Origin of the sequence: Xanthomonas sp. NCPPB 1068, from assembly GCF_041479385.2 — a bacterium.
Classification (GTDB): domain Bacteria; phylum Pseudomonadota; class Gammaproteobacteria; order Xanthomonadales; family Xanthomonadaceae; genus Xanthomonas; species Xanthomonas cannabis.
On the sequence record NZ_CM192986.1, the window covers coordinates 1,269,440 to 1,290,878 of the forward strand.

Below are 21,439 nucleotides of genomic sequence, written 5' to 3' on the forward strand. Positions count from 1 at the left end.
GAGGATTCATGCGTCAGATCATTCTCGATACAGAAACCACCGGCCTGGAATGGCGCAAGGGCAACCGCGTCGTCGAAATCGGTGCGGTGGAGCTGCTGGAGCGACGGCCCAGCGGCAACAATTTCCATCGCTATCTGAAGCCGGACTGCGACTTCGAGCCCGGGGCACAGGAAGTGACCGGGCTGACCCTGGAATTCCTGGCCGACAAGCCGCTCTTCAGCGACGTGGTGGAGGAGTTTCTCGCCTACATCGACGGTGCGGAGCTGATCATCCACAACGCCGCATTCGACCTGGGCTTTCTGGATAACGAGCTCTCGCTGCTGGGCAGCGGCTATGGCCGCATCACCGATCGCGCCAGCGTGACCGATACCTTGATGATGGCGCGCGAGCGTTACCCGGGGCAGCGCAACTCACTGGATGCCTTGTGCAAGCGCCTGGGCGTGGACAACTCGCATCGCCAGCTGCACGGCGCCCTGCTCGATGCGCAGATCCTGGCCGATGTCTACATCGCGCTGACCTCCGGGCAGGAAGAGATCGGCTTTGCCAGCGCCGATGCCGGCCAACGCTCCGAGGACGGCAGCGGCATGATCACCTTCGACCCGGCCTTGTTGTTGCCGCGGCCGCGGGTCGTGGTCACCGCGTCGGAAACGCAGGCGCACGAAGCGCGGCTGGCGCAGTTGCGCAAGAAAGCCGGTCGTGCACTGTGGGATGCGCTGGTTGAGGAGGTTGCTGCGGCAGGCTAGGACGGCTGCGCCGGGGGCGTCTGCCGTCACGCGCTCGCGGCATACGCCATGGTGGGCCTGTGCCAGGTGCAGCACGGCGCTGTGTTAGGCGATCAGCGCCGACGTCCGAGGCCGACGGCGCGCAGCCTTGCTCAGTAGCTGCGCACCAGGATGGCGGTGATGTTGTCCGAGCCGCCGCCATCCAGTGCCGCGGCCACCAGGCATTCCACGCACTCCTGCGCGCTGCAGTCGGCCTGCGACAGGGTTGCGGCGATGGCGGCATCGTCCACTTCCTCGGTCAGGCCGTCGCTGCACAGCAGTAGCTGCATGCCGGATTTGAGTTCGCCCTGCATGGTGGCAACGTTGAGGTGCGCCGGGTCGGTGACGCCCAACGCCTGGGTCACCACATTGCGATGCGGATGCGCGCGCGCCTGCTCGCTGGTCAACGTGCCTTGGGCGATGAGTTCCTGCACATAACTGTGGTCCTGGCTCAACTGCGCCAGACGGCCGTCGCGCCACAGATACGCGCGGCTGTCGCCGACCCAGGCCACTTCGAAGCGCTGGCCCAGCACGCGTGCGGCGACCACGGTGGTGCCCATCGGCAACGTGTCGTTGCATCGGCGCGAGGTCTTGATGATTTCTTCGTCGGCGATGCGCACGGCCTGGGCGAGCGGGGTGCCGGCGCGGACTTCGCGCACGATGGTCTCGCGCGCCAGCGCACTGGCCACCTCGCCGCAGGCGTGACCGCCCATGCCGTCGGCCACCAGCCACAGCCCCAGCTCGCTGTCGCCGTAATAGGTGTCCTCGTTGAGGTCACGGCGCAGGCCGACGTGGGTGAGGTGTCCGAATTCGAGCATGGGGCCGGTCGCCAGGGAGAAGGTACGCCACCATCATCGCGGCCGGGACGGCCAGCAGCAACCGAGCCATTGCCGGTGCCGCAGCGCCGGTTCACGCCGGGCCGGCGGGCGGTGACACCGACGCTGGCCCAGGCCGCTTGTGGCCTGACGCGTGTGCCCGTATGATGCACGGCCCCAGGACACTGGGGACCATCTGGAGAGGTGGCAGAGCGGTTGAATGTACCTGACTCGAAATCAGGCAGGCGTTTATAGCGCCTCGGGGGTTCGAATCCCCCCCTCTCCGCCAGATTGAGGCGAGCAGTTGTGCCAGTGCCGCGTGAGTTTCGCCGGCGGCGTTGGGGGGTGAGAAGCCCCGGGTTCGACAGACAGCGCAGCTGTCTGCACGGCGAAGCCGCCCGCAGGGCGAAGGCACGTAGTGCCGAGTGAATCCCCCCTCTCCGCCAGATTCGCATCAGCCCCCGCAAGGGGGCTTTTGTTTATGTGTCGCAGCCGGCTGTGGCTGCGATGACTACAATCCGCTCGATCCCCGTTGGAGGCCTGTCATGTCCGAGATCCTGGTGCCCGTGTCCTTTGGTGAGCTGCTCGACAAGATCGCGATCCTGCAGATCAAGTCCGAGCGCATGAGCGATGCGGCCAAACTGGCGAATGTGCGCAACGAGTTGTCCGCGCTGGAAAACAGCTGGATGGCGCATCCGGCCGCCGGCCACGACATTGTGCGTCTGCGCGCCGAGCTCAAAGCCGTCAACGAGCGGCTGTGGGTGATCGAGGACGACATCCGGCTCAAGGAACAGGCGCAGACCTTCGACGACGGCTTCGTGCAGCTGGCGCGCAGCGTGTACATCGAAAACGACGAGCGTGCGCGGATCAAGAAGCAGATCAATCTGGCGCTGGGCTCGTCGTATGTGGAAGAGAAGTCCTATCAGGATTACCGCGCAACCGGCGCCTGAGACGTGATCGGGTGATCGCGCTGGCGTACGTCAGTGGGGCCACAGGGCCGGCGGTGCGTGTCCCGGCGGCTGGCGATCAGGGCGTTGCCCATTGCCTCGTGGGACGATGAGATCGCTGTGTCGCGTTTGCGCGCCGCGCAGGCTCACCGCGCAACACGCCGGTACGCGCGTGGCTGCAGCGGCCAATGCTCAACGCGGATGATCGGCGCGATAGCGTTCGAATGCGGCAATCGCATCGTCGACGGTGATCAGCGACATCACCTCGTCGAACTCGATCTTGGTGCCCCAGCGGAGCTGCTCGGCCGGTTTGCCCAGGTGTTTGCGCGCGGCCGCGTCGTAGCGGTCCACGCAATAGCGCACATCCGAGTAAGGCCCGCTACGTCTGGGGTTGCTGGCCGCGTGCAGGCCAAGCACCTTGGTGCCCATCGCGTTGGCGATGTGCATCGGCCCCGAATCGGGGGTGACCACCAGGTCTGCGCGGGCAAGCAGCGCGGGCAGCTGCTTGAGTGTGTCCTTGCCGACCAGGTCCAGTACCGGCGCACGCGTGGCGGCGACGATGGCGTCGGCCGTGCTGCGTTCCAGTGCACTGCGGCCGCCGCACAGCACGATGCGCCAGCCTTGCGCCGCCGCGTGATCGGCCAGCGCCGCGTGGCGCTCCGGGTACCAGTTACGTCGCACATGGCTGGAGCAGGGCGAAATCATCAGCACCGGGCGGCCGTCGTCGTCCCACTGCGCGCCTGCCCAGGCGTGCGCCTCGGCGGGCACCGGCAGGTCCCAGCGAACCTGCGTCTGGCGCAGGCCCAGCGGCTCGGCGAAGCTGCCGATGGCATCGAGTACGTGGATGCCCGGGCGGTCGGGGATGCGTTCGTTGACGAACAGCCCGTGCAGATCCTTGGAGCGGCTGCGGTCGTAGCCGATACGCCGGCGCGCCGGCACGAACGCCGACAACACGTTGGCGCGAAAGGCCACCTGCATTTGCAGCAAGGCGTCGAAGCGCCCCAGCGGCGCCAGCGACCGGCGTAATGCGCGCATGCCGGCCACGCCGCTGCGTTTGTCGTAGGCATGGAACTGCACGCCCGGCAGGCCATCGAGCAGCTTGAGTCCCGCCTGGTCGATGATCCAGTGCAGCTGCGTCTGCGGGAAACCCGCTTGCAGCGTGCGCACCAGCGGCACCACATGGGTGACATCGCCCAGGGCGGACAAGCGCAGCAGACACAGCGATGCAGGCGTTACAGCCATGGTGTTGTTAGACTCGATAGATGGTTTCTTTCGACGCCACCGAAGCACTGACGCCGTACCGCGAGGGTCGCGGGTACGGCGCCATTCTGTTCGACCGCGAACGGCTGCGGCAAGCCGACGCCGGGCTGTTTTCGCCGCAACGCTGGGGCGACAGGGCGCGGCCGGTCGGTGAGGGTGGCCGCGGCGGGGCCTGGTTTGTGGATGCGCCATTCGGCCGCAGCGTGTTGCGCCAGTACCTGCGTGGCGGCATGGCGGCGCGGGTGAGCCATGACCGGTATCTGTGGAAAGGTGCCGGACGCACGCGCAGCTTTGCCGAGTTCCGGCTGATGCGCGAACTGATCAAGCGCAAGTTGCCGGTGCCGCGTCCGCTGGCAGCCTGCTATCTGCGCGAAGGCCTGGGCTACCGCGCGGCCTTGTTGATGGAGCGGCTTGAAGATGTGCGCTCGCTGGCCGACCACGCGCAGGTGGCCGGGCGTGGCGCACCGTGGGAGGCCACCGGCCAACTGATTGCGCGGTTTCATCGCGCCGGGCTGGATCACGCCGATCTCAACGCGCACAACATCCTGTTCGATGCCGGCGGGCATGGCTGGTTGATCGATTTCGACCGCGGTGTGCTGCGTATTCCGGCCACCCGCTGGCGCGAGCGTAACCTCAAGCGGCTGCACCGTTCGCTGCTGAAGCTGCGCGGCAACCGTAGCCGCGAAGAGGTCGACAAGGATTACCAGCGGCTGCACCGCGCGTATGAGCTGGCCTGGGGCCGGGGCTACTGATGCATTGGGCGTTGCGGATGCAAGGGGTCGGCAATGCGTCGGCGGTGGCGCTCGGTTCGCCGATGGCAACCATCGAGCGCGCCGGCGCTCCGTGGTTGACCATCGATTGCGGCAGCGAGGGGCTGACTGCCTATCAGGCCCATTACGGTCAGCTGCCGCAGGCGATCTTCATCACCCATGTGCACCTGGATCATGTCGGCGGGCTGGAGCGGGTGTTCGTCGACAGCTATTTCTCCGAGCGGCGTGGGCGCACGCGCCTGTATGTGCCCGCGCCGGTGGTGCCGCTGTTGCAGCGGCGCATTGCCGATTACCCGAACGTGCTGGCCGAAGGCGGGGCGAACTTCTGGGACGCATTTCAATTGGTGCCGGTCGGCGATGCCTTCTGGCACGACGGGGTGCGGCTGGAAGTGTTCCCGGTACGTCACCACTGGCCCGAAACTGCTTACGGGCTGCGTCTGAAGGGCGCGCTGGTGTGGACCGGCGACACCCGGCCGATCCCGGAAATGCTGAAGCGTTATGCCGACGACAACGAGCTCATCGCGCATGACTGCGGTGTTCACGGCAACCCGTCGCATACTGGCGTGGACGATTTGGAGCGGGAATACCCGCAGGACCTGTTGAGCCGCATGCTGCTGTACCACTACGCCAGCGACGCCGATGCCGATGTGCTGCGCGCGCGCGGCCATCGTGTTGCCGTGCCTGGGCAGCATCTGATGCTGGCGGACTCGACCGCTGCCACGGTGCGCTGATGGGTGCCCTGACCCTGCCCACCCTGGCCGGTGCGCCCATGCAGGACCGCTACGGCCGCCCGCTGCGCGACCTGCGCCTGTCGGTGATCGAGGCCTGCAACTTCCGCTGTGGCTATTGCATGCCGGCCGATCGCGTGCCGGACGACTACGGGTTCGATGCGCAGCAGCGCCTGAGCTTCGAGCAACTGGAAACCCTGGTGCGGGCCTTTGTTTCGGTGGGCGTGACCAAGGTCCGCCTGACCGGTGGCGAGCCATTGCTGCGGCGTGACCTGCCGGCCCTGATCGCGCGTCTGACGGCGATCGACGGCATCGAGGATCTGGCATTGACCACCAATGGCGTCCTGCTCGCGCGCCAGGCTGTGGCGCTGCGCCAGGCCGGGCTGCGCCGCATCACCGTCAGCATGGATGCGTTGGAGCCGGCATTGTTCAGACGCATGAGCGGCGACCGCGGCGATATTGCCCAGGTGCTGGCCGGGATTGCGGCTGCCGAGCAGGCCGGCTTCACGCGGTTGAAGATCAATTGCGTGGTGCAGCGTGGCGTCAACGAGGATCAGGTGCTGCCGCTGGTGGAGCACTTCCGCGGTACCGGGCACGTGCTGCGCTTCATTGAATTCATGGACGTGGGGAGCTGCAACGGTTGGTCACCGGAGGCGGTGGTGAGCTCTGCGCAACTGCACGCGCGCATCCATGCACGCTGGCCGCTGGTGCCGCTGGATGCCAATTACACCGGCGAAGTCGCTCAGCGCCACGCATTTGCAGATGGCGCCGGCGAAGTGGGGTTCGTCAGTTCGGTCAGCGTGCCGTTCTGTGGCGACTGCCAGCGCGCGCGCGTCTCGGCCGACGGCCATCTGTATACCTGTCTGTTTGCCAGCCAGGGCCATGATCTGAAGCCGGCCTTGTCCGACGGCGAGCACGGGTTGGCGGACCACCTGCGTCAGCGCTGGAGCCTGCGTGGCGACCGCTACAGCGAGGTGCGTGCGGTGGCGGCGCCGCGTCGGGGTAAACCGGTGGAGATGTTTCTGATCGGCGGGTGAGTGCGGGCGGGCTTCTGGCGCTATGCGCGCCGCACGCGTGCTTGCGCGATTTGCTGATGCGCGCGCGTTGGCGCATTGCGCGGCACCGACTGGACGTCACCGCGTCCGGGCGCCCTGCAGTCGCAGCGGACGATGTGCAGCGATCGCTGCGCCAAGTGCGGATCTCGCTGTCGATGACCGCGTCGAACGCGTCTGAAACGTTGTTTTCTTGCAATCCTGCGCCGCTGGATCATCGGTCGACCGCCAGGCGACTGCCGGATTGCGTGCTGCTGCGCGTCGCACGCTGGCGCAAGGATGCACGCTGCTGACAGCTGCTGTTCCATCAAGGCGCCTCGTTCACCGAGAATGCCGCATCCTGCCCGCCTGTCACCGTGTAGTTCTCCATGCCTCCCAAATCACGTTCCGCGCGCCTGACCCACCTGGACGATGCCGGGCTCCCCACCATGGTGGATGTCTCGGACAAGGCGGTCACCGCACGCAGCGCCACGGCCGCCAGCCGGGTGCGTTTTCCGGTTGCGGTCGCAGCCCAGTTGCGTGCCAGTGGCCTGCGCAGTGCCAAAGGTGGCATCGTCGAGACGGCAGTGATCGCCGGCACGATGGCGGTCAAGCGCACGCATGAGCTGATCCCGTTCTGCCATCCGTTGCCGATCGATGCCTGCCGTTTCGAGATCGATTGGGCTGGAGAGCAGGTGCTGGACATCCAGTGCACGGTCCGTTGCGTGCATCGCACTGGCGTGGAGATGGAGGCCCTGACCGGCGCCAGCGTTGCGGCGTTGACGGTGTATGACATGTGCAAGGCGCTGTCGCACGCCATGACCATCGGGCCGACCAGGTTGGTCTCCAAGCGTGGCGGCAAGCGCGACATCGGAGCGGCGCGATGACTGCCACGGTAACGGTGTTGTATTTCGCCAGCCTGCGCGAGGCGGCAGGGGTGGCCGACGAGCGCGTGCAGTCCAGTGCTCAGGACCTGCGGGGCCTGTATGCCGAGCTCGATGCACGGCACGGCCTGCGCTGGACGCCGGCGCAGTTGCGCGTCGCCGTCGATGGGGCGTTTGCGCGCTGGGAGGATGCGGTGCGCGACGGCAGCGAAGTGGTGTTCATTCCGCCAGTGTCGGGAGGTTGAACGTGAGAGAGCAGACAACCGCCGTGTTTGCGCTGTCCGACATTGCGCTGCCGGTCGATCACTTGCGTGCAGGGATGGAACATCCGCACGCCGGCGCCTTCGCCAGTTTCGAGGGCTGGGTGCGCGACCACAATGAGGGCCGCGGCGTTGCCGGCTTGCGCTACGAAGCCTATGCCGCACTTGCCCAGGCCGAAGGCCAGCGCGTGCTCGATGAAGCGGTCAGCCGCTTTGCCGTCGTGCAGGCGCAGTGCGTGCATCGTGTGGGTGAGTTGCGTATCGGCGAGATGGCGGTGTGGGTCGGTGTGAGTGCGGCGCATCGCGGCGCCGCGTTCGACGCCTGCCGTTACATCATCGACGAGGTCAAGGCGCGCGTGCCGATCTGGAAGCACGAGCATTACCTGGAAGGGGATGCGGGCTGGCTGCATCCGGAGGCCTAGGGGTGAAGGCAGCGCAGTGGCGTGCCGAGTCCTGCAAGTTTCATGCTGACGATGGCGCGCGGCTCGAGGGCGTCTGCAGCGCGCGTCAATGCGCTTGTGTAGTGTCCAGCCCTGCGCACGCCACGTCGGTCCGCAACGCGGCACTCCTTGCCAACAACACCGCACTGATGTTCCTGCAGACGCCAATGGAACTGCAGAACGTGGTCGCCGCGTGATGCAGGCAGGCGTACCGCTGTGGCGGCGACTGGCCGGCCCGGCGCGTGCTGGAGGTTGGGGTGGTGTCCCCGCCGGTTGACCTCGGCGCCCGCATCAATCGATACCGTTGCTGCCTTCCGGCCCTGGCGGGATTTTCGATCTAGCGTCGCGAGGGACCGACGGGGCCACCATAAGACGTGGGCCACTGGCGTGGCCCGGGATCTGCTGCGACGGTGTCATCGCGCACATCATGAAACTGGCGGAGAGAGGGGGATTCGAACCCCCGAAGCGCGGTTTAGACGCTTACACACTTTCCAGGCGTGCTCCTTCAACCACTCGGACACCTCTCCGTACCTGCACGACCGGGGCCTTACAGGGCCGCAAATTCTAGCGGTCGCCGGGCCATACCACAAGCTGAATCTTGCAGGCGCAGTCGATGAGACGGGCCGTGGCACAATATCGGCTCAGAACAAGCTGGTTGCCCGATGTCTTATCTCGTTCTCGCCCGCAAGTGGCGCCCGAAGCGTTTTGCCGAACTCGTAGGCCAGGAACACGTGGTCCGCGCGCTCAGTAACGCGCTCGACAGTGGGCGCGTGCACCACGCGTTCCTGTTCACCGGCACCCGCGGCGTGGGCAAGACCACCATTGCGCGCATCTTCGCCAAGTCGCTGAACTGCGAGACCGGCACCAGCGCCGACCCGTGCGGGACGTGCCCGGCCTGCCTGGACATCGATGCCGGCCGCTATATCGACCTGCTGGAAATCGACGCCGCATCCAACACCGGCGTGGACGACGTGCGCGAGGTGATCGAGAACGCCCAGTACATGCCCTCGCGCGGCAAGTTCAAGGTCTATCTGATCGACGAAGTGCACATGCTCTCCAAGGCGGCGTTCAATGCGTTGCTGAAGACGCTGGAAGAGCCGCCGGAGCATGTGAAGTTCCTGCTGGCCACCACCGACCCGCAAAAGCTGCCGGTGACCGTGCTGTCGCGCTGCCTGCAGTTCAACCTCAAGCGGCTGGACGAGGATCAGATCCAGGGCCAGATGACGCGCATTCTGGCGGCCGAACAGATCGAATCGGATCCGTCGGCGATCGTGCAGCTGTCCAAGGCGGCCGATGGCTCGCTGCGCGATGGTCTGTCGCTGCTGGATCAGGCGATCGCCTACGCCGGCGGCGCGCTGCGCGAGGACGTGGTGCGCACCATGCTGGGCACGGTCGATCGCACCCAGGTCGGGGCGATGCTGCAATCGCTGGCCGATGGCGATGGCGCGCGCCTGCTGCAGGTGGTGGCCGCGCTGGCTGAATTTTCGCCCGATTGGAGCGGCGTGCTGGAAGCCCTGGCCGAGGCGCTGCACCGGGTGCAGGTGCAGCAGCTGGTGCCATCGGTGGCCTTTGTGGGCGATGGGATCGACCCGACCCCGTTTGCCGCGCAGCTGCGCCCGGAGGTGGTGCAGCTGTGGTACCAGATGGCGCTCAACGGGCGCCGCGATCTGTATCTGGCGCCAAGCCCGCGCGCCGGGTTCGAAATGGCGGTGCTGCGGATGCTGGCCTTCCGGCCCGCGGCGGCGGTGCCTGCCGGTAGCAGCGACGACGGCCGTGGGGCCAGTGCCGGCAGTGGCACACGCGTGCCGGGCGCAGGCGTGCAGGCCGCTGCGCCTGCTGCCGCGGCCGCAGCGCCTGCAGCGATGCCGGCAGCGGCGATGGAAGCAGTGGTTGCGCCAAACGTGGCAGTTGCCGCCGCTGCGCCAGCTGCCGTCGCGGCAGCGCCGGTGGTCTCGCTGGCTGCTTCGGCGGTTCCCGCGGGCGCTGCGCCTGCGCGCACTGACGACACCCCACCCTGGGCGGTGGACGACGCACCAGTGAGGACGCCTGCCGCAGTGACGGAGACCTCGGCTCCCGCATCCGGGGCGGCCACTGCCCCGTCGATCGCGTCGCCCTCGGTCATGGCCACGCCGGAAGCGGCCATGGCGCCTCCCCTGGACGCTGCGGACCCGGCAGCGGCAACCGAAACGATGGCGGCGACACCGCCGTCGCACGTTGCAGCAGCATCCCCGGCGCCTTCCACCGCTGCGGTGGCACCGATCGACGATGGCCGCATCGCCGATGCCGAGCAGTGGCTGGAGCTGGTCACGCGCAGCGGCTTGAATGGCCCGTCGCGTCAGCTTGCTGCCAACGCGGCATTCATTGGCCATCGCGACGGCGTGCTGCGGCTGGCGCTGGCGCCGGGCTTCGAATACCTCAACTCAGAACGCTCCATCGCCAACCTGGCTCAGGCATTGGCGCCGGTGCTGGGCGACACCCCGCGCATCGTGATCGAAACCGGCAACGCCGATGTCGAGACCTTGCACGAGCGGGCCAACCGCCAGAAAGGCGAGCGCCAGAGCGCAGCCGAAATCGCCTTCATGAACGACCCCAATGTGCAGCAGCTGATTCAGCAGCAGGGCGCGCGGGTCGTCCCCGATTCCATCCGCCCTTACGACGAGTAACGCCCCATGCGTGGAAACATTGCCCAATTGATGCAGCAGGCGCAGAAGATGCAGGAAAACCTGCAGCGCGCCCAGGAAGAACTGGCCAAGCTGGAAGTCACCGGCACCGCCGGCGGCGGCATGGTCAGCGTGACGCTGACCGGCGCCAAGGAGTGCCGCAAGGTGCGCATCGACCCGAGCATCCTCTCCGACCAGGAAATGGCCGAAGACCTGATCGCCGCTGCGTTCAACGACGCCTCCAACAAGATCGACGCCGAATCCAAGGACCGCATGGGCTCGGCCACCGCCGGCATGCAGCTGCCGCCCGGCATGAAGTTGCCTTTCTGATCGAGGGGATTCGGGAGTCGGGATTGGGGATTCGCTAGAAGCGAGGTTCGCTTCTGCATTTGCGAATCCCGAATCTCCACTCCCGAATCCCGGCCGCCCAATGTCCACTCTGCTCGAACAACTGATCGAGGCCTTCCGGGTATTGCCCGGTGTGGGCCAGAAGTCGGCGCAGCGCATGGCCTACCACGTGCTCGAGCGCGAGCGCGAGGGCGGGCGGCGCCTGGCCGCGGCGCTGGGAAATGCGGTGGACAAGGTCGGGCATTGCGTGCAATGCCGCGATTTCACCGAGTCGGAAGTCTGCACCATCTGCGCCAGCAGCAGCCGTGACCGCCAGCAGCTGTGCGTGGTCGAGTCACCGGCCGATCGCTTGGCGATCGAGCACGCCACCGGCTACCGCGGTCTGTATTTCATTTTGCAGGGGCGCCTGTCGCCGCTGGATGGCATCGGCCCGCGCGAGCTGGGGCTGGACCGCCTCGGCGAGCGCCTGGCCGCTGGCGAAGTGACCGAAATGATCATCGCCACCAACGCCACCGTGGAAGGCGAGGCAACCGCGCATTACCTGGCGCAGTTGGCACGACAACATGCCGTGCGGCCCAGCCGGCTCGCCCAGGGCATGCCGCTGGGCGGTGAGCTGGAATACGTCGACCGCGGCACCCTGTCGCACGCCTTCGGCACCCGCAGTGAGGTGCTGTGAGGGCGGGGATTGGGGAGTCGGGATTGGGGATTCGCAAAAGCCGGTCGGCGCGCGCGGTAAGCTTTGGCCAATCCCGAATCCCGAATCCCGTCTATGACCGACACCATCTTCGGCAAAATCATTCGTCGCGAAATTCCGGCCACCATCGTTTATGAAGACGACGAGGTGCTGGGCTTCGAGGACATCGCACCGCAGGCGCCGGTGCATGTGCTCTTCATTCCCAAGCAGCACGCCATTCCCACCCTGGACGATGTGCCGCCGGAGCAGGCACTGCTGGTCGGCAAGCTGGCCATTGCGGCGGCGGCCTACGCGCGTGCGCAGGGACTGGCGCAGGACGGTTACCGCATCGTGATGAACTGCCGCGAGCATGCGGGCCAGACCGTGTTCCATATCCATCTGCATCTGCTGGCCGGTGCGCCGCTGGGCCGCTTCGGCACCCCATGACGGAGTGGGGCAGGACGTTGCCGCCGATGTGACCGAACAGGTGGTCGAGCGGCAACGGCAGGCCAGGCTTGAGCATGGCCGGTCGTCGCTACTGCGGTTATAAGCCGATGCACGCCAGTAGGCGCTCATGGCAGCCGCGCAGCCGCGATTCCTGCAGGCTTGTTGCTCCCGCGTAGCGCCGGGGCCGGCAAGATGGCGAAGTGACGATCCAGCCGGAATGCGCTGATGCAGGCGGCTTGACCTGCACCAACAAAAACGCCGCTCCTTCAGGAGCGGCGTTTTGCATCACGGCTGACTCAGCGATGGATTACCACCAACCGCGGCCCCAACCCCAGCCGCCGCCCCAGCGCGGACCCCACGGGTCGCCCCAGGGGCCGTACGGGTAGGCCGGAATCACGTCGACGTCGCGCACTTCCGGCCACAGGTAGACCACATCGGCAGCCACCTTGGGCAGATTGTAGTCGTACTCGCCGATCTTGGTGGTTTCATAGCCTTCGATCTTGCCGATGAAGGTGACCTCGCGGCCCGGCTCGAACACGGCCGGATCATAGAAGCCCGAGCGGCATGCCAGGAAGCGGCCATCGCTGGCATCCACCGCATTGCGGTCCGGGCGGCCACTGGCGTTGAGCGGACGCGAGATCAGCTCGAAGCAGGTCTGGCCCTGGCCGGGTTTGGTCTGAATGATCTTGCCGCCCCAGCGCACCGAGGTGCCCAGTTGCGCGCTGGCAGTGGAATCGCTCGGGCTGACCGTGGGGAACTGGCCCTGCAGCGGCTTGGGCGCGGTCGCGCAGGCTGCGAGCCCGAGCACAGCGACAATGGGGAACAGAAAACGGGTACTCATGAGGAAGCTCCGGTTCGCGGGCGATGCTGCAGCAGGTCTTTCAGGAGAGTGGCGCTGTCCGAATCAGCGCCAGCGTATCGCGCGGCAGCGAAACGTTGGCTGAGCGCCAACAGTGCCGTGTCCGGGTGCGAGCGGGCGACGCGTTGCGCCCAGTCAATGGCCGGTTCGTGGGGTTCGCGGGCCAGGCCCAGCTTGCCGTAGCGGCGACTCAGCCGATGCCAGGCGCGCAGTAGCGGGTCGCGTTCGCGCTCGCCGCGGGCCAGCAGCCAGCCCATCCAGGCCAGGGCACTGACGGCAAACACGCCGAAGATGGCAGCCAGTTGCGTGGGCTCCAGGCGGTCGATGCCGAACGGCTGCAGCAGGCGCTGCTGGCGGTCGGCATTGAACGACAGCACCAGGTCGTTCCAGCCGCGGCGCAGCCAGTCGCCGACCTGGCTCAGGCCGGCCCAGGTGCCGAGCTGGGCCAGGCCGGCGCCGCCATCGGTCTGCAGGCGATCTTCCAGCGTGTCGTAGATGCGTTCCGGCGCCACCGCGGCAGTCGGGTCCACGCGCACCCAGCCGCGGCCGGCCAGCCACACCTCGGTCCAGGCATGCGCATCCATGCGCCGCACCACCCAGTAGTTGCCCAGCCCGTTGTAGGTGCCGCCGGCATAGCCGGTGACCACGCGCGCCGGGATGCCGGCCGCACGCATCAGCACCACAAACGATGAGCTGAAGTGTTCGCAGAAACCGGCCTTTTGCTGGAACAGGAATTCATCCACGCTGTTGCGGCCGAGCAGCGGCGTATCCAGCGTGTAGGCGAATTCGCGGGTGATCCACCCCAGCGCGCGCTGCACCACCGCATCGTCGTTGCTGCCGGCCTCCGCGCGCCATTGCCGGGCCAGGGTGAGCGTGCGCGGATTGAAGCCTGGAGGCAGCGCGAGCGCGCGCTTGCGCAACTGGTCGGGCAGGTCGGTATCGAAACGGGTGGGCGGTGCCGATTGCAGCTCCCAGCGTGTCAGCGCGCTCAACGGGCGCTGTGCGAACAGTTCGTAATCGGGTGAGAGCTCGGCGTTGGCAACGCCCCGGGTCGGCAGGTCCAGCGACACCAGCTGGCGACGATCTGTGGGCTCGTAGTCCAGTCGGTAACGATAGGTTTGCGGGCCTGCGGTGACCGAGGCGGGCTGGCCGCGGCCGGTCCAGCGCGCGCGCTGCCAGGTACGGCCGTCGAAGTCCCACATCACCGGTCCGCGCCAGTAGCGTTGCTGCGGCGGTGGCGCCTTGCCGGTGAACTGCACGCGCAAGGCCGGGCTGTCGTCGGCCATCAGGTCGATCCATTCGCCCGGGGACATGTTGTCCGACAGGCCGGGCCGCGACAGTGCGCGCTCGGGCACGCCCCACAAGGGCGAACTCAGGCGCGGCAGCAGCCAGAAGGTGACCAGCGCCAGCGGCACGCCGATGGCGACCAGTTTGCCGATGCTGCGCAACTGCAGGCGCAGGCCGGGCGTGCCGGTGCGGTGCTCTTCGTCGGCCAGCCGCTGCATGCTGATCAGTGCGCTGACCACCGCCAGCAGCGCCAGGCCCATCGTCGTCGGGCCCTGGTCGAGTAAGAAGGCCGCAAACGGCGCAAACAATACAAAGCCCAGCAGGCTGCGCGCATCGCGCAGGGTGCGCAGTTCGGAGGCCTTGATCGCCAGCATCGCCGCCAGCACCGCGCAGCCGGTGTCGCGCCCGAAACGCATACCAATTTGCCAATACACCGCCGCCAGCATCGCGATCACCAGCAGGACGCGCACCGGTGCCATCAGGGTGCCGCGCCAGCTCATCACGCCCACCAGCAGTGCGGCGATGGCGATGGTAGAGGCCAGCAACCCGGGCAGCTGCAGCAGCAACGGCGTGAGCGCCAGCCAGCTGGTGGCCAGCACCCAGCCACGGCTGGCCTGGGAAATGGGAAGGGCGGGCTCAGTCATGCGGCAGCAGCGCCAGCGCGCGCAGGCAGAGGTGATGGTGCGAAGGCCCCTGTGCAGGGCCCAGCGGAGGTTGGCCCGGCAGCAGCAGCCGGTAGCGTCGCCCGTCGCGCTCTGCCAGATTGACCCAGCGCGCCAGCCGCGCGATGCGGCGCTCGTAGGGCAGCGCGTGGAGGCTGCGCCAGTCCAGTGTCACTTCGATACCGAGCGGTTGTTCGTACTCGCGCACCAGCAAGGTGTCGCGCCGCGCCGAGTGCTTCCAGGAAATCGTGCGTGGCGCATCGCCTGCGCGGTACGGGCGCAGCTGATGCAGTTCTTCGCCTTGCGCGTGCAGCCGGGTCTGGTTGGGCGACCCGGCGCCCTCGGGCAATGACGGTCCCTGTTCTTCGGGCCTGGGGTAGGCCAGCAGCGGCGTTTCCGGCCACACCCACGACCATGCCCGTACCAGCCCCAGCGGTTGGGTACTGGACAGGCGGATGCGTTCGATGTCCTGCCAGCCGCGGCGCTCGGTGGGCACCAGCAAGTCGATCTCGGCCATGTCGTGGTCGACCAGCGAACAGAAGCCGCTGCTGTCCAGATGATCCAGGCGCACACCGCGGCGTGCGCGGGTATCGCGGCGTGCCAGCGACACCCGCATGCGCAGCGGCTCGCCGGCCACCACCGGCTCGGCCGACACCGCCTCGATACGCAGCGCCGACAACTGCAGGTGCGCCATGATGCTGCTGGCGACCCCGGCGGTGGCCAGCAGCAGGGCCAGCAACAGCGCGGGGTTGTTGTTGTAGTTCAGCGCGCCCAGCAGCATCGCCAGCAACAGCGCGGTGACGAACAGTCCGAAGCGGGTGGGCAGCACATAGATGCGCCGCCGGTCCAGCACGATCGGCAAGGTTTCGGCTCCCCGCGGACGCGCCAGCAGGCTGAGCCGGCGGCCGATGCCGCGCAGTGGCGCACGCACCTGGGTCAGTCCACCGGCACGCTGTGCAGCAGCGCCTTGGCCAGCGCCGGCCCGGACGAGGATTCGGCCTCCGGCACCAGCCGGTGCCCGGCCACGGCGACAAACAGCGCCTGCACGTCTTCCGGCAGCACATGTTCGCGCCCCAGCAGCAGCGCGTAGGCCTTGGCGGCACGCAACAGCGCAATGCCGGCGCGCGGCGACAGCCCCACGCGCACCCCGGCGTGCTGACGGCTGCGCAGCAGCAAGGCCTGCACATAACCGATCAAGGCATCGCTGGTGTGGACCTGGCCGACCACTGCGCGCAGCGCCACCACGTCGGCGTCGCTGAGTTGCGGGGCGGCCTGGGCGATCAGCTCGCGTCGGTCGGTGCCCGACAGCAGCGCGCGCTCGGCATCGGCGCTGGGGTAGCCCAGGCTCAGCCGCAGCAGGAAGCGGTCCAGCTGCGAATCGGGTAGCGGGAACGTGCCGGACAGATCGACCGGGTTCTGCGTGGCGATCACGAAGAACGGCTCCGGCAACGCATGCGTCACGCCGTCCAGTGTCACCTGCTGCTCGGCCATGGCTTCGAGCAGCGAGCTTTGCGTGCGCGGCGGCGCGCGATTGATCTCATCGGCCAGCAGCACGTTGGTGAACACCGGGCCGGGATGGAACTGGAACTGGCGCGAGGCCGCGTCGTAGACCGACACGCCCAGCACATCGGCCGGCAGCAGGTCGGAGGTGAACTGCACGCGCTGGAAGCCCAGCCCCAGGCTGGACGCCATCGCGTGGGCCAGGGTGGTCTTGCCCAGGCCGGGCAGGTCCTCAATCAACAAATGCCCGCCGGACAGCAGCGCCACGAACGCCAGCCGCACTTCCTGCGCCTTGCCCAGCAGCAGCGAATTGACCTGGTCTTGCGCGCGCCGCAGCGATTGACGCAGCGCATCGGTTAGCATTTCCGTGGAACGCAGCGGTGTCGACATCACAATTCCGTAGGTGAAAAGAAGAGTGCACAGGGCAATGCAGGGGGACCAACGCGCACATCGCACCTTCGTGATCCTGTGGACACTGGCGACGGCCGTCAAGCTATTGATCGCCGCACGCTTGCCGCTATTCGTGGACGAGGCGTTTTACTGGCAGGAAGGCCAGCATCTGGCCGCAGCCTATTCGGATCTGCCGGGCCTGACCGCCTGGCTGGCGCGGCTGGGCGTGGAGCTGGGCGGGCATCATCTGCTGGCCTTGCGGCTGCCGTTCCTGGCCATTGCCGCGCTGATTCCCTGGTTGATCGCGCATATCGCCACGCGCTGGTTCGGCTCCAACCTGGGCTGGCAGGCCGGCAGCCTGACCCTGCTGATGCCGTTGTCGGCCACGTTGGGCATCCTGGCGGTGCCGGACGTGCCGATGGCCCTGGCAGCGGTGCTGTGCATGGACGCTGGCGCGCGCTTGCTGCGCGAGGTCGATGCCACCAGTGCGCTGGAGCTCGCCATTGGCCTGGTGATCGGCGCGCTCAGCCATTACCGCTTTGCCGGGGTGATCGGGGTGGGCTGCATCGCGCTGCTGTGCATTCCGCAGGGGCGCGCGGTGATGCGCGACCCGCGCATCTGGATGGCGCTGACGGTGGGTGCGGTGAGCTGGCTGCCGCTGCTGTTCTGGAACACCGACCATGACGAGGCCGGCCTGCGCTTCCAGTTGGTTGACCGGCACCCGTGGCGCTTTCAGATCACCGGGCTGTGGTTTCTGTTGATCCAGGCGGCACTGGTGACGCCGTTGCTGGCCTGGGCAATGGTCAAGGTGGGCCTGGCCGGCACGCGGACCGGTGGCGGTTCGCGCGCGCAGTGGCGCTATTTCGGCCTGCTGGGCGGCATTTCGACCGTAGCGATCTTCGTGCTGGGCTTCTTCAGCGATGCCGAGCGGATCAGCTTCCATTGGCCGTTGCCGGGGTATCTGGCGCTGCTGGTGGCGGTGCCGGTGATCCTGATGCGCTGGCCGCACCCGCTGCGCCGTGCGGCGTGGCTGATCGCGCTGCTCGGCACGCTTGGTGCGTATGGCTATTACCTGGCCGTCTCGGTGCCGTCGATCCGCGCGCACGCGGCTGGCGAAAAATACTACCCGCGCAACTTTGCCGGCTGGAACGATCTGGCGCGCGCGGTCAAACGTCAGCTGGCGCAGATGCCGCCGGGCACGCGCGTGCTGGCAGAAAACTTCAAGGTCGGCGCCGAGCTCGGTTTCCAGTTGCACGACGCCAACATCGAGGTGCTGCGCGCCGACTTGAACGACAAGCACGGGCGCAGTGCGCAGTTGCTGCAGTGGGGGTTGCTCAGCGATGGCACGCGGGATGGGCCGCGATTGCTGGTGCTCTCGCCCAGCGATCAGCGTTACCGTGATCTGCTCGTGCGCTACCACGACATCTGCAAGATGGTCGGGCCATTGCCATCGCCCACCGTCGTCTCCACCGATCACGGCTATCAGCGCTTCCTGCTGCTTGCACTGCCGGCGCAGCGCGCGCCCGGGGCGTGCGTTACCCCGGCGATGGCCTGGATCGACACGCCGCTGCCGGACGCGGCGGTGTCCGGCCAGGTCCAGGTGCGCGGTTGGGCGTTCAAGGACGGCGTCGGCCTGGCGACCGTGGAGCTGCTGCTGGACGGTCGCCCGGTCGCGCAGGCCGCTTACGGCAGCGTGCTGGACGTGCGCCCGTACTGGAAGATTTCCACCGACCCGCAGCACCCGAACGTCGGCTTCTCCGCCACGCTCGACACGCACGCGTTGCCGCCCGGCACGCATTGGTTGGGACTGCGCCTGCACGGCCGCAACGGCAGCGTCGAGGACTGGTGGGAGCAGCCCGTCGCCGTTTCCGCACCCTAGATCGCCCAATGACGCAATCCTTGCCTGTTCCCCATCCCGCACCGCTGTCCGGGATTCAAATCGCCGTGCTGGTGCCTTGCCATGACGAAGCGGCAACAGTGGCCGAGGTGGTCGGCGCGTTTGCTGCCGCCCTGCCGGGCGCGGTGATCTACGTGCTGGACAACAATTCCAGCGATGCCACCGCAGCAGTCGCCGCGGCGGCAGGTGCACAGGTGTGCCGCGTCGCACTGCAAGGCGAGGGCAACGTGGTGCGGCGTGGATTTGCCGACGTCGAAGCCGACATCTACGTGCTGGTCGACGGCGACGCCACCTACGACGCCGGTGCTGCGCCCGCGCTGGTGCGCAAGCTCATCGACGAACGCCTGGACATGGTGGTCGGCGCGCGGCGCGATCAGCAGCAGGCCGCCTATCGCCCCGGCCATCGGCTGGGAACGTGCTGCTGACGCGGTGCGCCGGGCTGCTGTTCGGGCGCAGCTTCGATGACATGCTGTCCGGGTACCGGGTGTTTTCGCGGCGCTATGTCAAATCCTTCGCGGCCCATGCCCATGGTTTCGAGACCGAAACCGAACTGGCCGTGCACGCGTTGCAGTTGCGCATGCCGGTGGCCGAGGTCGAAACCGCCTACGGCGTGCGACCGGAAGGCTCGCAAAGCAAGTTGAATACCTGGCGCGACGGCTGGCGCATCCTCACCACGATCGCCAAGTTGTTCAAGGCCGAGCGGCCGTTGTTGTTCTTCTCGGTGGGTTTTATTGCCTGTGCCCTGGCTTCGGTGGGATTGGCGATCCCGTTGTTTGAAACCTACGCCCAGACCGGCCTGGTTCCGCGCTTTCCCGCCGCCATCCTGTGCGTGGCGCTGATGCTGCTGGGGTTCTTGTTGCTGGCCTGCGGGTTGATCCTGGATACCGTCACCCGTGGACGCATCGAGGCCAAGCATCTGGCCTATCTTGCCGAGCCCTTGCTGGGGCCGGGGGCGCATCGATGAGTGCCCTGTTCGCGCGCGTCTACGCCGGCGCTGCCGCCTCCGGGCAGGGGCGCAGGATCGCCCGCTTGTTGCATTGGGCCGATCACCGCTTCGCGTTCCGGCGTCCAGCCAACGTGGTCGCGGCGGTGACCGCCGTTGCGCTGCTAGGTGGGCTGGTGGCGTTGTGTCTTGGGCAGGATGCCAACTGGGACCTGCGCAATTACCACGTCTACAACGGCTATGCGTGGTGGCACGGTCGCCTGACCCAGGATCTGGCTCCGGCGCAGTTGCAGAGCTATTTCAATCCGGCGCTGGATATCGTCCAGTACGCGCTGCTGACACGCTGGCCCGGGCCAATGGCCGGCGCGCTGATGGGCGTGCTGCATGCATTGGTGTTCGTGCCGGTGGCGGCAATCGCCTGGTATGTGCTGGAGGCAGACTCCCAGCGCGCTCGCCTCGCCCCGCCGCTGGCGCTGGCTGGCCTGTGCAGCGCGGCATTCCTTTCCGAATTTGCCAACACCATGGGCGATGCGAGCACGGCGCTGCCATTGCTCGCGGCGCTGGCATTGGTGATGCGCGCGCAGCGCCGACAGCAGGCCGGTAGTGCGCTTGCTGCGGGTCATTGGCTGCTCGCCGGGTTTTTGCTTGGTCTCGCCGTGGCGTGCAAGTTGACCAACGCGCCTTATGCAGTGGCATTGGCTTGTGCGGCGCTCTGCGCCGGTGGGCGGCCGCGCGCACGGGCGCTGGGTTTGGTGAGCATGGCGCTAACGGCATTGCTGGTCTTTGCCGTGATCGCTGCCCCCTGGTATCTGCGGGTCTGGGAGCAGTTCGGCAACCCCTTGTTTCCGCAGTTCAATGGCCTGTTTCGCGCGCCACTCGCGCAACCTGTTTCGCTAGGTGACACCCGTTGGCTGCCGCGCAATGTTGGCGAGTGGTTGGCGTGGCCGCTGGTGCTGACCTTCAATCCCTGGCGGGTGAGTGAAATTGCGCTGTTTCAATGCATCTGGGCACTGCTTTATCTGGCCGTGCTGGGAATCGTGGGGCGCGCGCTATGGCGCAGGTCGTTGCCCGTTCGCGGGTGGAATGCCCAGGCGACGACGCTGCTGGTGTTTGTCGGGGTGGGGTATCTGCTCTGGCAGAGCATGTTTTCGATCCATCGTTACCTGGCGGCATTGGAACTACTGGCGCCGTTGGCGCTCTGGCTTTGCTGTCAGCGGCTGTTCGCCGCCGCCCGGGCCCGCACTGTGGCCGCCTGCCTGGTGCTCTTCAGTGCGGTGATTGCGCTCGGGGGCTGGAACGACTGGGGCCATGAATCGTGGGCACGGCACAGCATCCAGGTGCAGCCACCACCGATCGATGCACCAGCGTCCAGTACCGTGTTACTGGTCGGAAACCAGCCACAGGCATGGCGGATTGCGCTGCTTGCGCCAGCGGCACGTTATGTCGGTGTGGCCAGCAACCTTGCCGAGTCGGATGCCTATCGCGCCCGCGTGCGCGCGCTGGTGGCAGAGCGGCCCCAGCTGTATGCGTTATGGGATGCTACCCGGGACAAGCAGAGCCCCCGCGTGGAACGGATGAATCGGTGGGCGCGGCGTCTGGGATGGAGTGCTGGGCCGGAATGCCCCCAATTACGCTGGCTGACGGCGCATGGATTGCGTGCCGAACTCGATGCATCCCGGCCCGGACTGTGCCAGTTGCGCGTTCCCGAACACAAGGCGAGGGAATTGGTGGCTGCCGATCGCCGCCTATTGGAGCAGGCGCGGCAGCAGCTGCTTGCGTATGGGGTGAGGCTGGATCCGGCGAGTTGTCGCAGGCTTTCCTCGCAAATCGGGCAGGGAGAGTATCCCTACCAGTTCTGCAGGCTCGATCGATGAGCC

21 protein-coding genes, 2 tRNA genes, 1 other RNA gene and 1 pseudogene are annotated in these 21,439 nt (G+C 67.2%); 17 read left to right on the top strand and 8 right to left on the bottom strand.

Annotated elements, in window-relative coordinates; translation table 11 throughout:
* Positions 1–8: 8 nt before the first annotated feature.
* A complete protein-coding gene (dnaQ, locus tag ACCQ12_RS05470; protein WP_372383106.1) occupies positions 9–743 on the top strand; it encodes a DNA polymerase III subunit epsilon in 735 nt (244 codons plus the stop codon).
* A 131-nt stretch (positions 744–874) separates the two neighbouring features.
* Here dnaQ and ACCQ12_RS05475 read toward each other — a convergent pair whose 3' ends face one another.
* The gene (locus tag ACCQ12_RS05475) at positions 875–1,579 is read right to left on the bottom strand and encodes a PP2C family protein-serine/threonine phosphatase (protein ID WP_039404013.1); all 705 of its coding nucleotides are present in this window, start codon (positions 1,577–1,579) and stop codon (positions 875–877) included.
* 195 nt (positions 1,580–1,774) lie between these two features.
* On the opposite strand from ACCQ12_RS05475, the gene ACCQ12_RS05480 reads away from it, so the two are divergent.
* Both ACCQ12_RS05480 and ACCQ12_RS05485 read left to right on the top strand, forming a co-directional pair.
* A tRNA-Ser gene (locus tag ACCQ12_RS05480) sits at positions 1,775–1,865 on the top strand.
* Between the two features lie 256 nt (positions 1,866–2,121).
* A complete protein-coding gene (locus ACCQ12_RS05485; RefSeq protein WP_039404016.1) occupies positions 2,122–2,526 on the top strand; it encodes a DUF6165 family protein in 405 nt (134 codons plus the stop codon).
* Positions 2,527–2,715: 189 nt separating this feature from the next.
* On the opposite strand, the gene ACCQ12_RS05490 is transcribed toward ACCQ12_RS05485, so the two are convergent.
* Complete coding sequence (locus ACCQ12_RS05490) at positions 2,716–3,765, bottom strand: glycosyltransferase family 9 protein (protein WP_372383107.1); 1,050 nt, start codon at positions 3,763–3,765, stop codon at positions 2,716–2,718.
* Positions 3,766–3,785: 20 nt separating this feature from the next.
* Here ACCQ12_RS05490 and ACCQ12_RS05495 point away from each other — a divergent pair, with 20 nt between their 5' ends.
* From ACCQ12_RS05495 to ACCQ12_RS05525, 7 genes are all read left to right on the top strand, one after another.
* Positions 3,786–4,535, top strand: coding sequence for a 3-deoxy-D-manno-octulosonic acid kinase (locus tag ACCQ12_RS05495; protein ID WP_047695414.1), 750 nt, complete (start codon positions 3,786–3,788; stop codon positions 4,533–4,535).
* The gene (locus ACCQ12_RS05500) at positions 4,535–5,284 is read left to right on the top strand and encodes an MBL fold metallo-hydrolase (RefSeq protein ID WP_372383108.1); all 750 of its coding nucleotides are present in this window, start codon (positions 4,535–4,537) and stop codon (positions 5,282–5,284) included. Before ACCQ12_RS05495 ends, ACCQ12_RS05500 begins: the two co-directional genes overlap by 1 nt.
* Positions 5,284–6,318: a GTP 3',8-cyclase MoaA gene (moaA, locus tag ACCQ12_RS05505; protein WP_184376104.1), complete on the top strand. Its 1,035-nt coding sequence runs from the start codon at positions 5,284–5,286 to the stop codon at positions 6,316–6,318. Before ACCQ12_RS05500 ends, moaA begins: the two co-directional genes overlap by 1 nt.
* A gap of 41 nt (positions 6,319–6,359) precedes the next feature.
* Positions 6,360–6,626, top strand: coding sequence for a hypothetical protein (locus tag ACCQ12_RS05510; RefSeq protein WP_372383109.1), 267 nt, complete (start codon positions 6,360–6,362; stop codon positions 6,624–6,626).
* A gap of 75 nt (positions 6,627–6,701) precedes the next feature.
* Positions 6,702–7,199: a cyclic pyranopterin monophosphate synthase MoaC gene (gene moaC / locus ACCQ12_RS05515; RefSeq protein WP_166744022.1), complete on the top strand. Its 498-nt coding sequence runs from the start codon at positions 6,702–6,704 to the stop codon at positions 7,197–7,199.
* Positions 7,196–7,441, top strand: a complete 246-nt coding sequence (gene moaD, locus ACCQ12_RS05520) for a molybdopterin converting factor subunit 1 (RefSeq protein ID WP_047695418.1) — start codon at positions 7,196–7,198, stop codon at positions 7,439–7,441. The genes moaC and moaD overlap by 4 nt, the downstream gene beginning before the upstream one ends.
* Complete coding sequence (locus ACCQ12_RS05525; protein WP_372383110.1) at positions 7,438–7,878, top strand: molybdenum cofactor biosynthesis protein MoaE; 441 nt, start codon at positions 7,438–7,440, stop codon at positions 7,876–7,878. Before moaD ends, ACCQ12_RS05525 begins: the two co-directional genes overlap by 4 nt.
* Before the next feature lie 281 nt (positions 7,879–8,159).
* On the opposite strand, the gene ffs is transcribed toward ACCQ12_RS05525, so the two are convergent.
* Positions 8,160–8,256, bottom strand: an RNA gene (gene ffs, locus ACCQ12_RS05530) — signal recognition particle sRNA small type.
* A 74-nt stretch (positions 8,257–8,330) separates the two neighbouring features.
* Positions 8,331–8,423 (bottom strand) — tRNA-Ser (locus ACCQ12_RS05535).
* 135 nt (positions 8,424–8,558) lie between these two features.
* Between ACCQ12_RS05535 and dnaX the strand changes: the two genes are divergently transcribed.
* The 4 genes from dnaX (at position 8,559) to ACCQ12_RS05555 (ending at position 12,024) form a co-directional block, all read left to right on the top strand.
* Positions 8,559–10,559, top strand: coding sequence for a DNA polymerase III subunit gamma/tau (dnaX, locus tag ACCQ12_RS05540; protein ID WP_372383111.1), 2,001 nt, complete (start codon positions 8,559–8,561; stop codon positions 10,557–10,559).
* A 6-nt stretch (positions 10,560–10,565) separates the two neighbouring features.
* On the top strand, positions 10,566–10,886 hold the full coding sequence (locus ACCQ12_RS05545; protein ID WP_005913896.1) for a YbaB/EbfC family nucleoid-associated protein: 321 nt from the start codon (positions 10,566–10,568) through the stop codon (positions 10,884–10,886).
* Positions 10,887–10,986: 100 nt separating this feature from the next.
* Positions 10,987–11,580 carry a recombination mediator RecR gene (gene recR, locus ACCQ12_RS05550; RefSeq protein ID WP_166750139.1) on the top strand — a complete coding sequence of 198 codons (594 nt, stop codon included), beginning with the start codon at positions 10,987–10,989 and terminating at the stop codon, positions 11,578–11,580.
* Positions 11,581–11,673: 93 nt separating this feature from the next.
* A complete protein-coding gene (locus ACCQ12_RS05555; RefSeq protein WP_039404049.1) occupies positions 11,674–12,024 on the top strand; it encodes a histidine triad nucleotide-binding protein in 351 nt (116 codons plus the stop codon).
* Positions 12,025–12,331: 307 nt separating this feature from the next.
* On the opposite strand, the gene ACCQ12_RS05560 is transcribed toward ACCQ12_RS05555, so the two are convergent.
* The 4 genes from ACCQ12_RS05560 to ACCQ12_RS05575 are packed head-to-tail and all read right to left on the bottom strand — an operon-like array spanning position 12,332 to position 16,722.
* Complete coding sequence (locus tag ACCQ12_RS05560; protein ID WP_372383112.1) at positions 12,332–12,865, bottom strand: Slp family lipoprotein; 534 nt, start codon at positions 12,863–12,865, stop codon at positions 12,332–12,334.
* Entirely contained in the window at positions 12,862–14,814 is a 1,953-nt protein-coding gene (locus ACCQ12_RS05565; protein ID WP_372383113.1) for a transglutaminase TgpA family protein, read from the bottom strand. Before ACCQ12_RS05565 ends, ACCQ12_RS05560 begins: the two co-directional genes overlap by 4 nt.
* Positions 14,807–15,763 carry a DUF58 domain-containing protein gene (locus ACCQ12_RS05570; RefSeq protein WP_372383114.1) on the bottom strand — a complete coding sequence of 319 codons (957 nt, stop codon included), beginning with the start codon at positions 15,761–15,763 and terminating at the stop codon, positions 14,807–14,809. Before ACCQ12_RS05570 ends, ACCQ12_RS05565 begins: the two co-directional genes overlap by 8 nt.
* Positions 15,764–15,768: 5 nt before the next feature.
* Positions 15,769–16,722, bottom strand: coding sequence for an AAA family ATPase (locus tag ACCQ12_RS05575; protein WP_039404058.1), 954 nt, complete (start codon positions 16,720–16,722; stop codon positions 15,769–15,771).
* 37 nt (positions 16,723–16,759) lie between these two features.
* Here ACCQ12_RS05575 and ACCQ12_RS05580 point away from each other — a divergent pair, with 37 nt between their 5' ends.
* The 3 genes and pseudogenes from ACCQ12_RS05580 to ACCQ12_RS05590 all read left to right on the top strand — a co-directional run bounded on the left by ACCQ12_RS05580 (position 16,760) and on the right by ACCQ12_RS05590 (position 21,436).
* Positions 16,760–18,601: a glycosyltransferase family 39 protein gene (locus tag ACCQ12_RS05580; RefSeq protein ID WP_372383115.1), complete on the top strand. Its 1,842-nt coding sequence runs from the start codon at positions 16,760–16,762 to the stop codon at positions 18,599–18,601.
* A gap of 8 nt (positions 18,602–18,609) precedes the next feature.
* Positions 18,610–19,583, top strand: a pseudogene (locus tag ACCQ12_RS05585) (glycosyltransferase family 2 protein).
* Entirely contained in the window at positions 19,580–21,436 is a 1,857-nt protein-coding gene (locus tag ACCQ12_RS05590; protein WP_372383560.1) for a hypothetical protein, read from the top strand. Before ACCQ12_RS05585 ends, ACCQ12_RS05590 begins: the two are co-directional and overlap by 4 nt.
* Positions 21,437–21,439 lie beyond the last annotated feature (3 nt).

Excerpts from the sequence above, each read along its gene's own strand:
- ACCQ12_RS05545 (WP_005913896.1), top strand. The coding sequence starts at position 10,566 with ATGCGTGGAAACATTGCCCAATTGATGCAGCAGGCGCAGAAGATGCAG.
- ACCQ12_RS05495 (WP_047695414.1), top strand. The coding sequence starts at position 3,786 with ATGGTTTCTTTCGACGCCACCGAAGCACTGACGCCGTACCGCGAGGGT.
- ACCQ12_RS05560 (WP_372383112.1), bottom strand. The coding sequence starts at position 12,865 with ATGAGTACCCGTTTTCTGTTCCCCATTGTCGCTGTGCTCGGGCTCGCA.
- moaC (WP_166744022.1), top strand. The coding sequence starts at position 6,702 with ATGCCTCCCAAATCACGTTCCGCGCGCCTGACCCACCTGGACGATGCC.
- ACCQ12_RS05490 (WP_372383107.1), bottom strand. The coding sequence starts at position 3,765 with ATGGCTGTAACGCCTGCATCGCTGTGTCTGCTGCGCTTGTCCGCCCTG.
- ACCQ12_RS05565 (WP_372383113.1), bottom strand. The coding sequence starts at position 14,814 with ATGACTGAGCCCGCCCTTCCCATTTCCCAGGCCAGCCGTGGCTGGGTG.
- ACCQ12_RS05500 (WP_372383108.1), top strand. The coding sequence starts at position 4,535 with ATGCATTGGGCGTTGCGGATGCAAGGGGTCGGCAATGCGTCGGCGGTG.
- moaA (WP_184376104.1), top strand. The coding sequence starts at position 5,284 with ATGGGTGCCCTGACCCTGCCCACCCTGGCCGGTGCGCCCATGCAGGAC.
- ACCQ12_RS05475 (WP_039404013.1), bottom strand. The coding sequence starts at position 1,579 with ATGCTCGAATTCGGACACCTCACCCACGTCGGCCTGCGCCGTGACCTC.
- ACCQ12_RS05580 (WP_372383115.1), top strand. The coding sequence starts at position 16,760 with ATGCAGGGGGACCAACGCGCACATCGCACCTTCGTGATCCTGTGGACA.
- dnaX (WP_372383111.1), top strand. The coding sequence starts at position 8,559 with ATGTCTTATCTCGTTCTCGCCCGCAAGTGGCGCCCGAAGCGTTTTGCC.
- ACCQ12_RS05555 (WP_039404049.1), top strand. The coding sequence starts at position 11,674 with ATGACCGACACCATCTTCGGCAAAATCATTCGTCGCGAAATTCCGGCC.
- moaD (WP_047695418.1), top strand. The coding sequence starts at position 7,196 with ATGACTGCCACGGTAACGGTGTTGTATTTCGCCAGCCTGCGCGAGGCG.
- dnaQ (WP_372383106.1), top strand. The coding sequence starts at position 9 with ATGCGTCAGATCATTCTCGATACAGAAACCACCGGCCTGGAATGGCGC.
- ACCQ12_RS05485 (WP_039404016.1), top strand. The coding sequence starts at position 2,122 with ATGTCCGAGATCCTGGTGCCCGTGTCCTTTGGTGAGCTGCTCGACAAG.
- ACCQ12_RS05590 (WP_372383560.1), top strand. The coding sequence starts at position 19,580 with ATGAGTGCCCTGTTCGCGCGCGTCTACGCCGGCGCTGCCGCCTCCGGG.
- ACCQ12_RS05575 (WP_039404058.1), bottom strand. The coding sequence starts at position 16,722 with ATGTCGACACCGCTGCGTTCCACGGAAATGCTAACCGATGCGCTGCGT.
- recR (WP_166750139.1), top strand. The coding sequence starts at position 10,987 with ATGTCCACTCTGCTCGAACAACTGATCGAGGCCTTCCGGGTATTGCCC.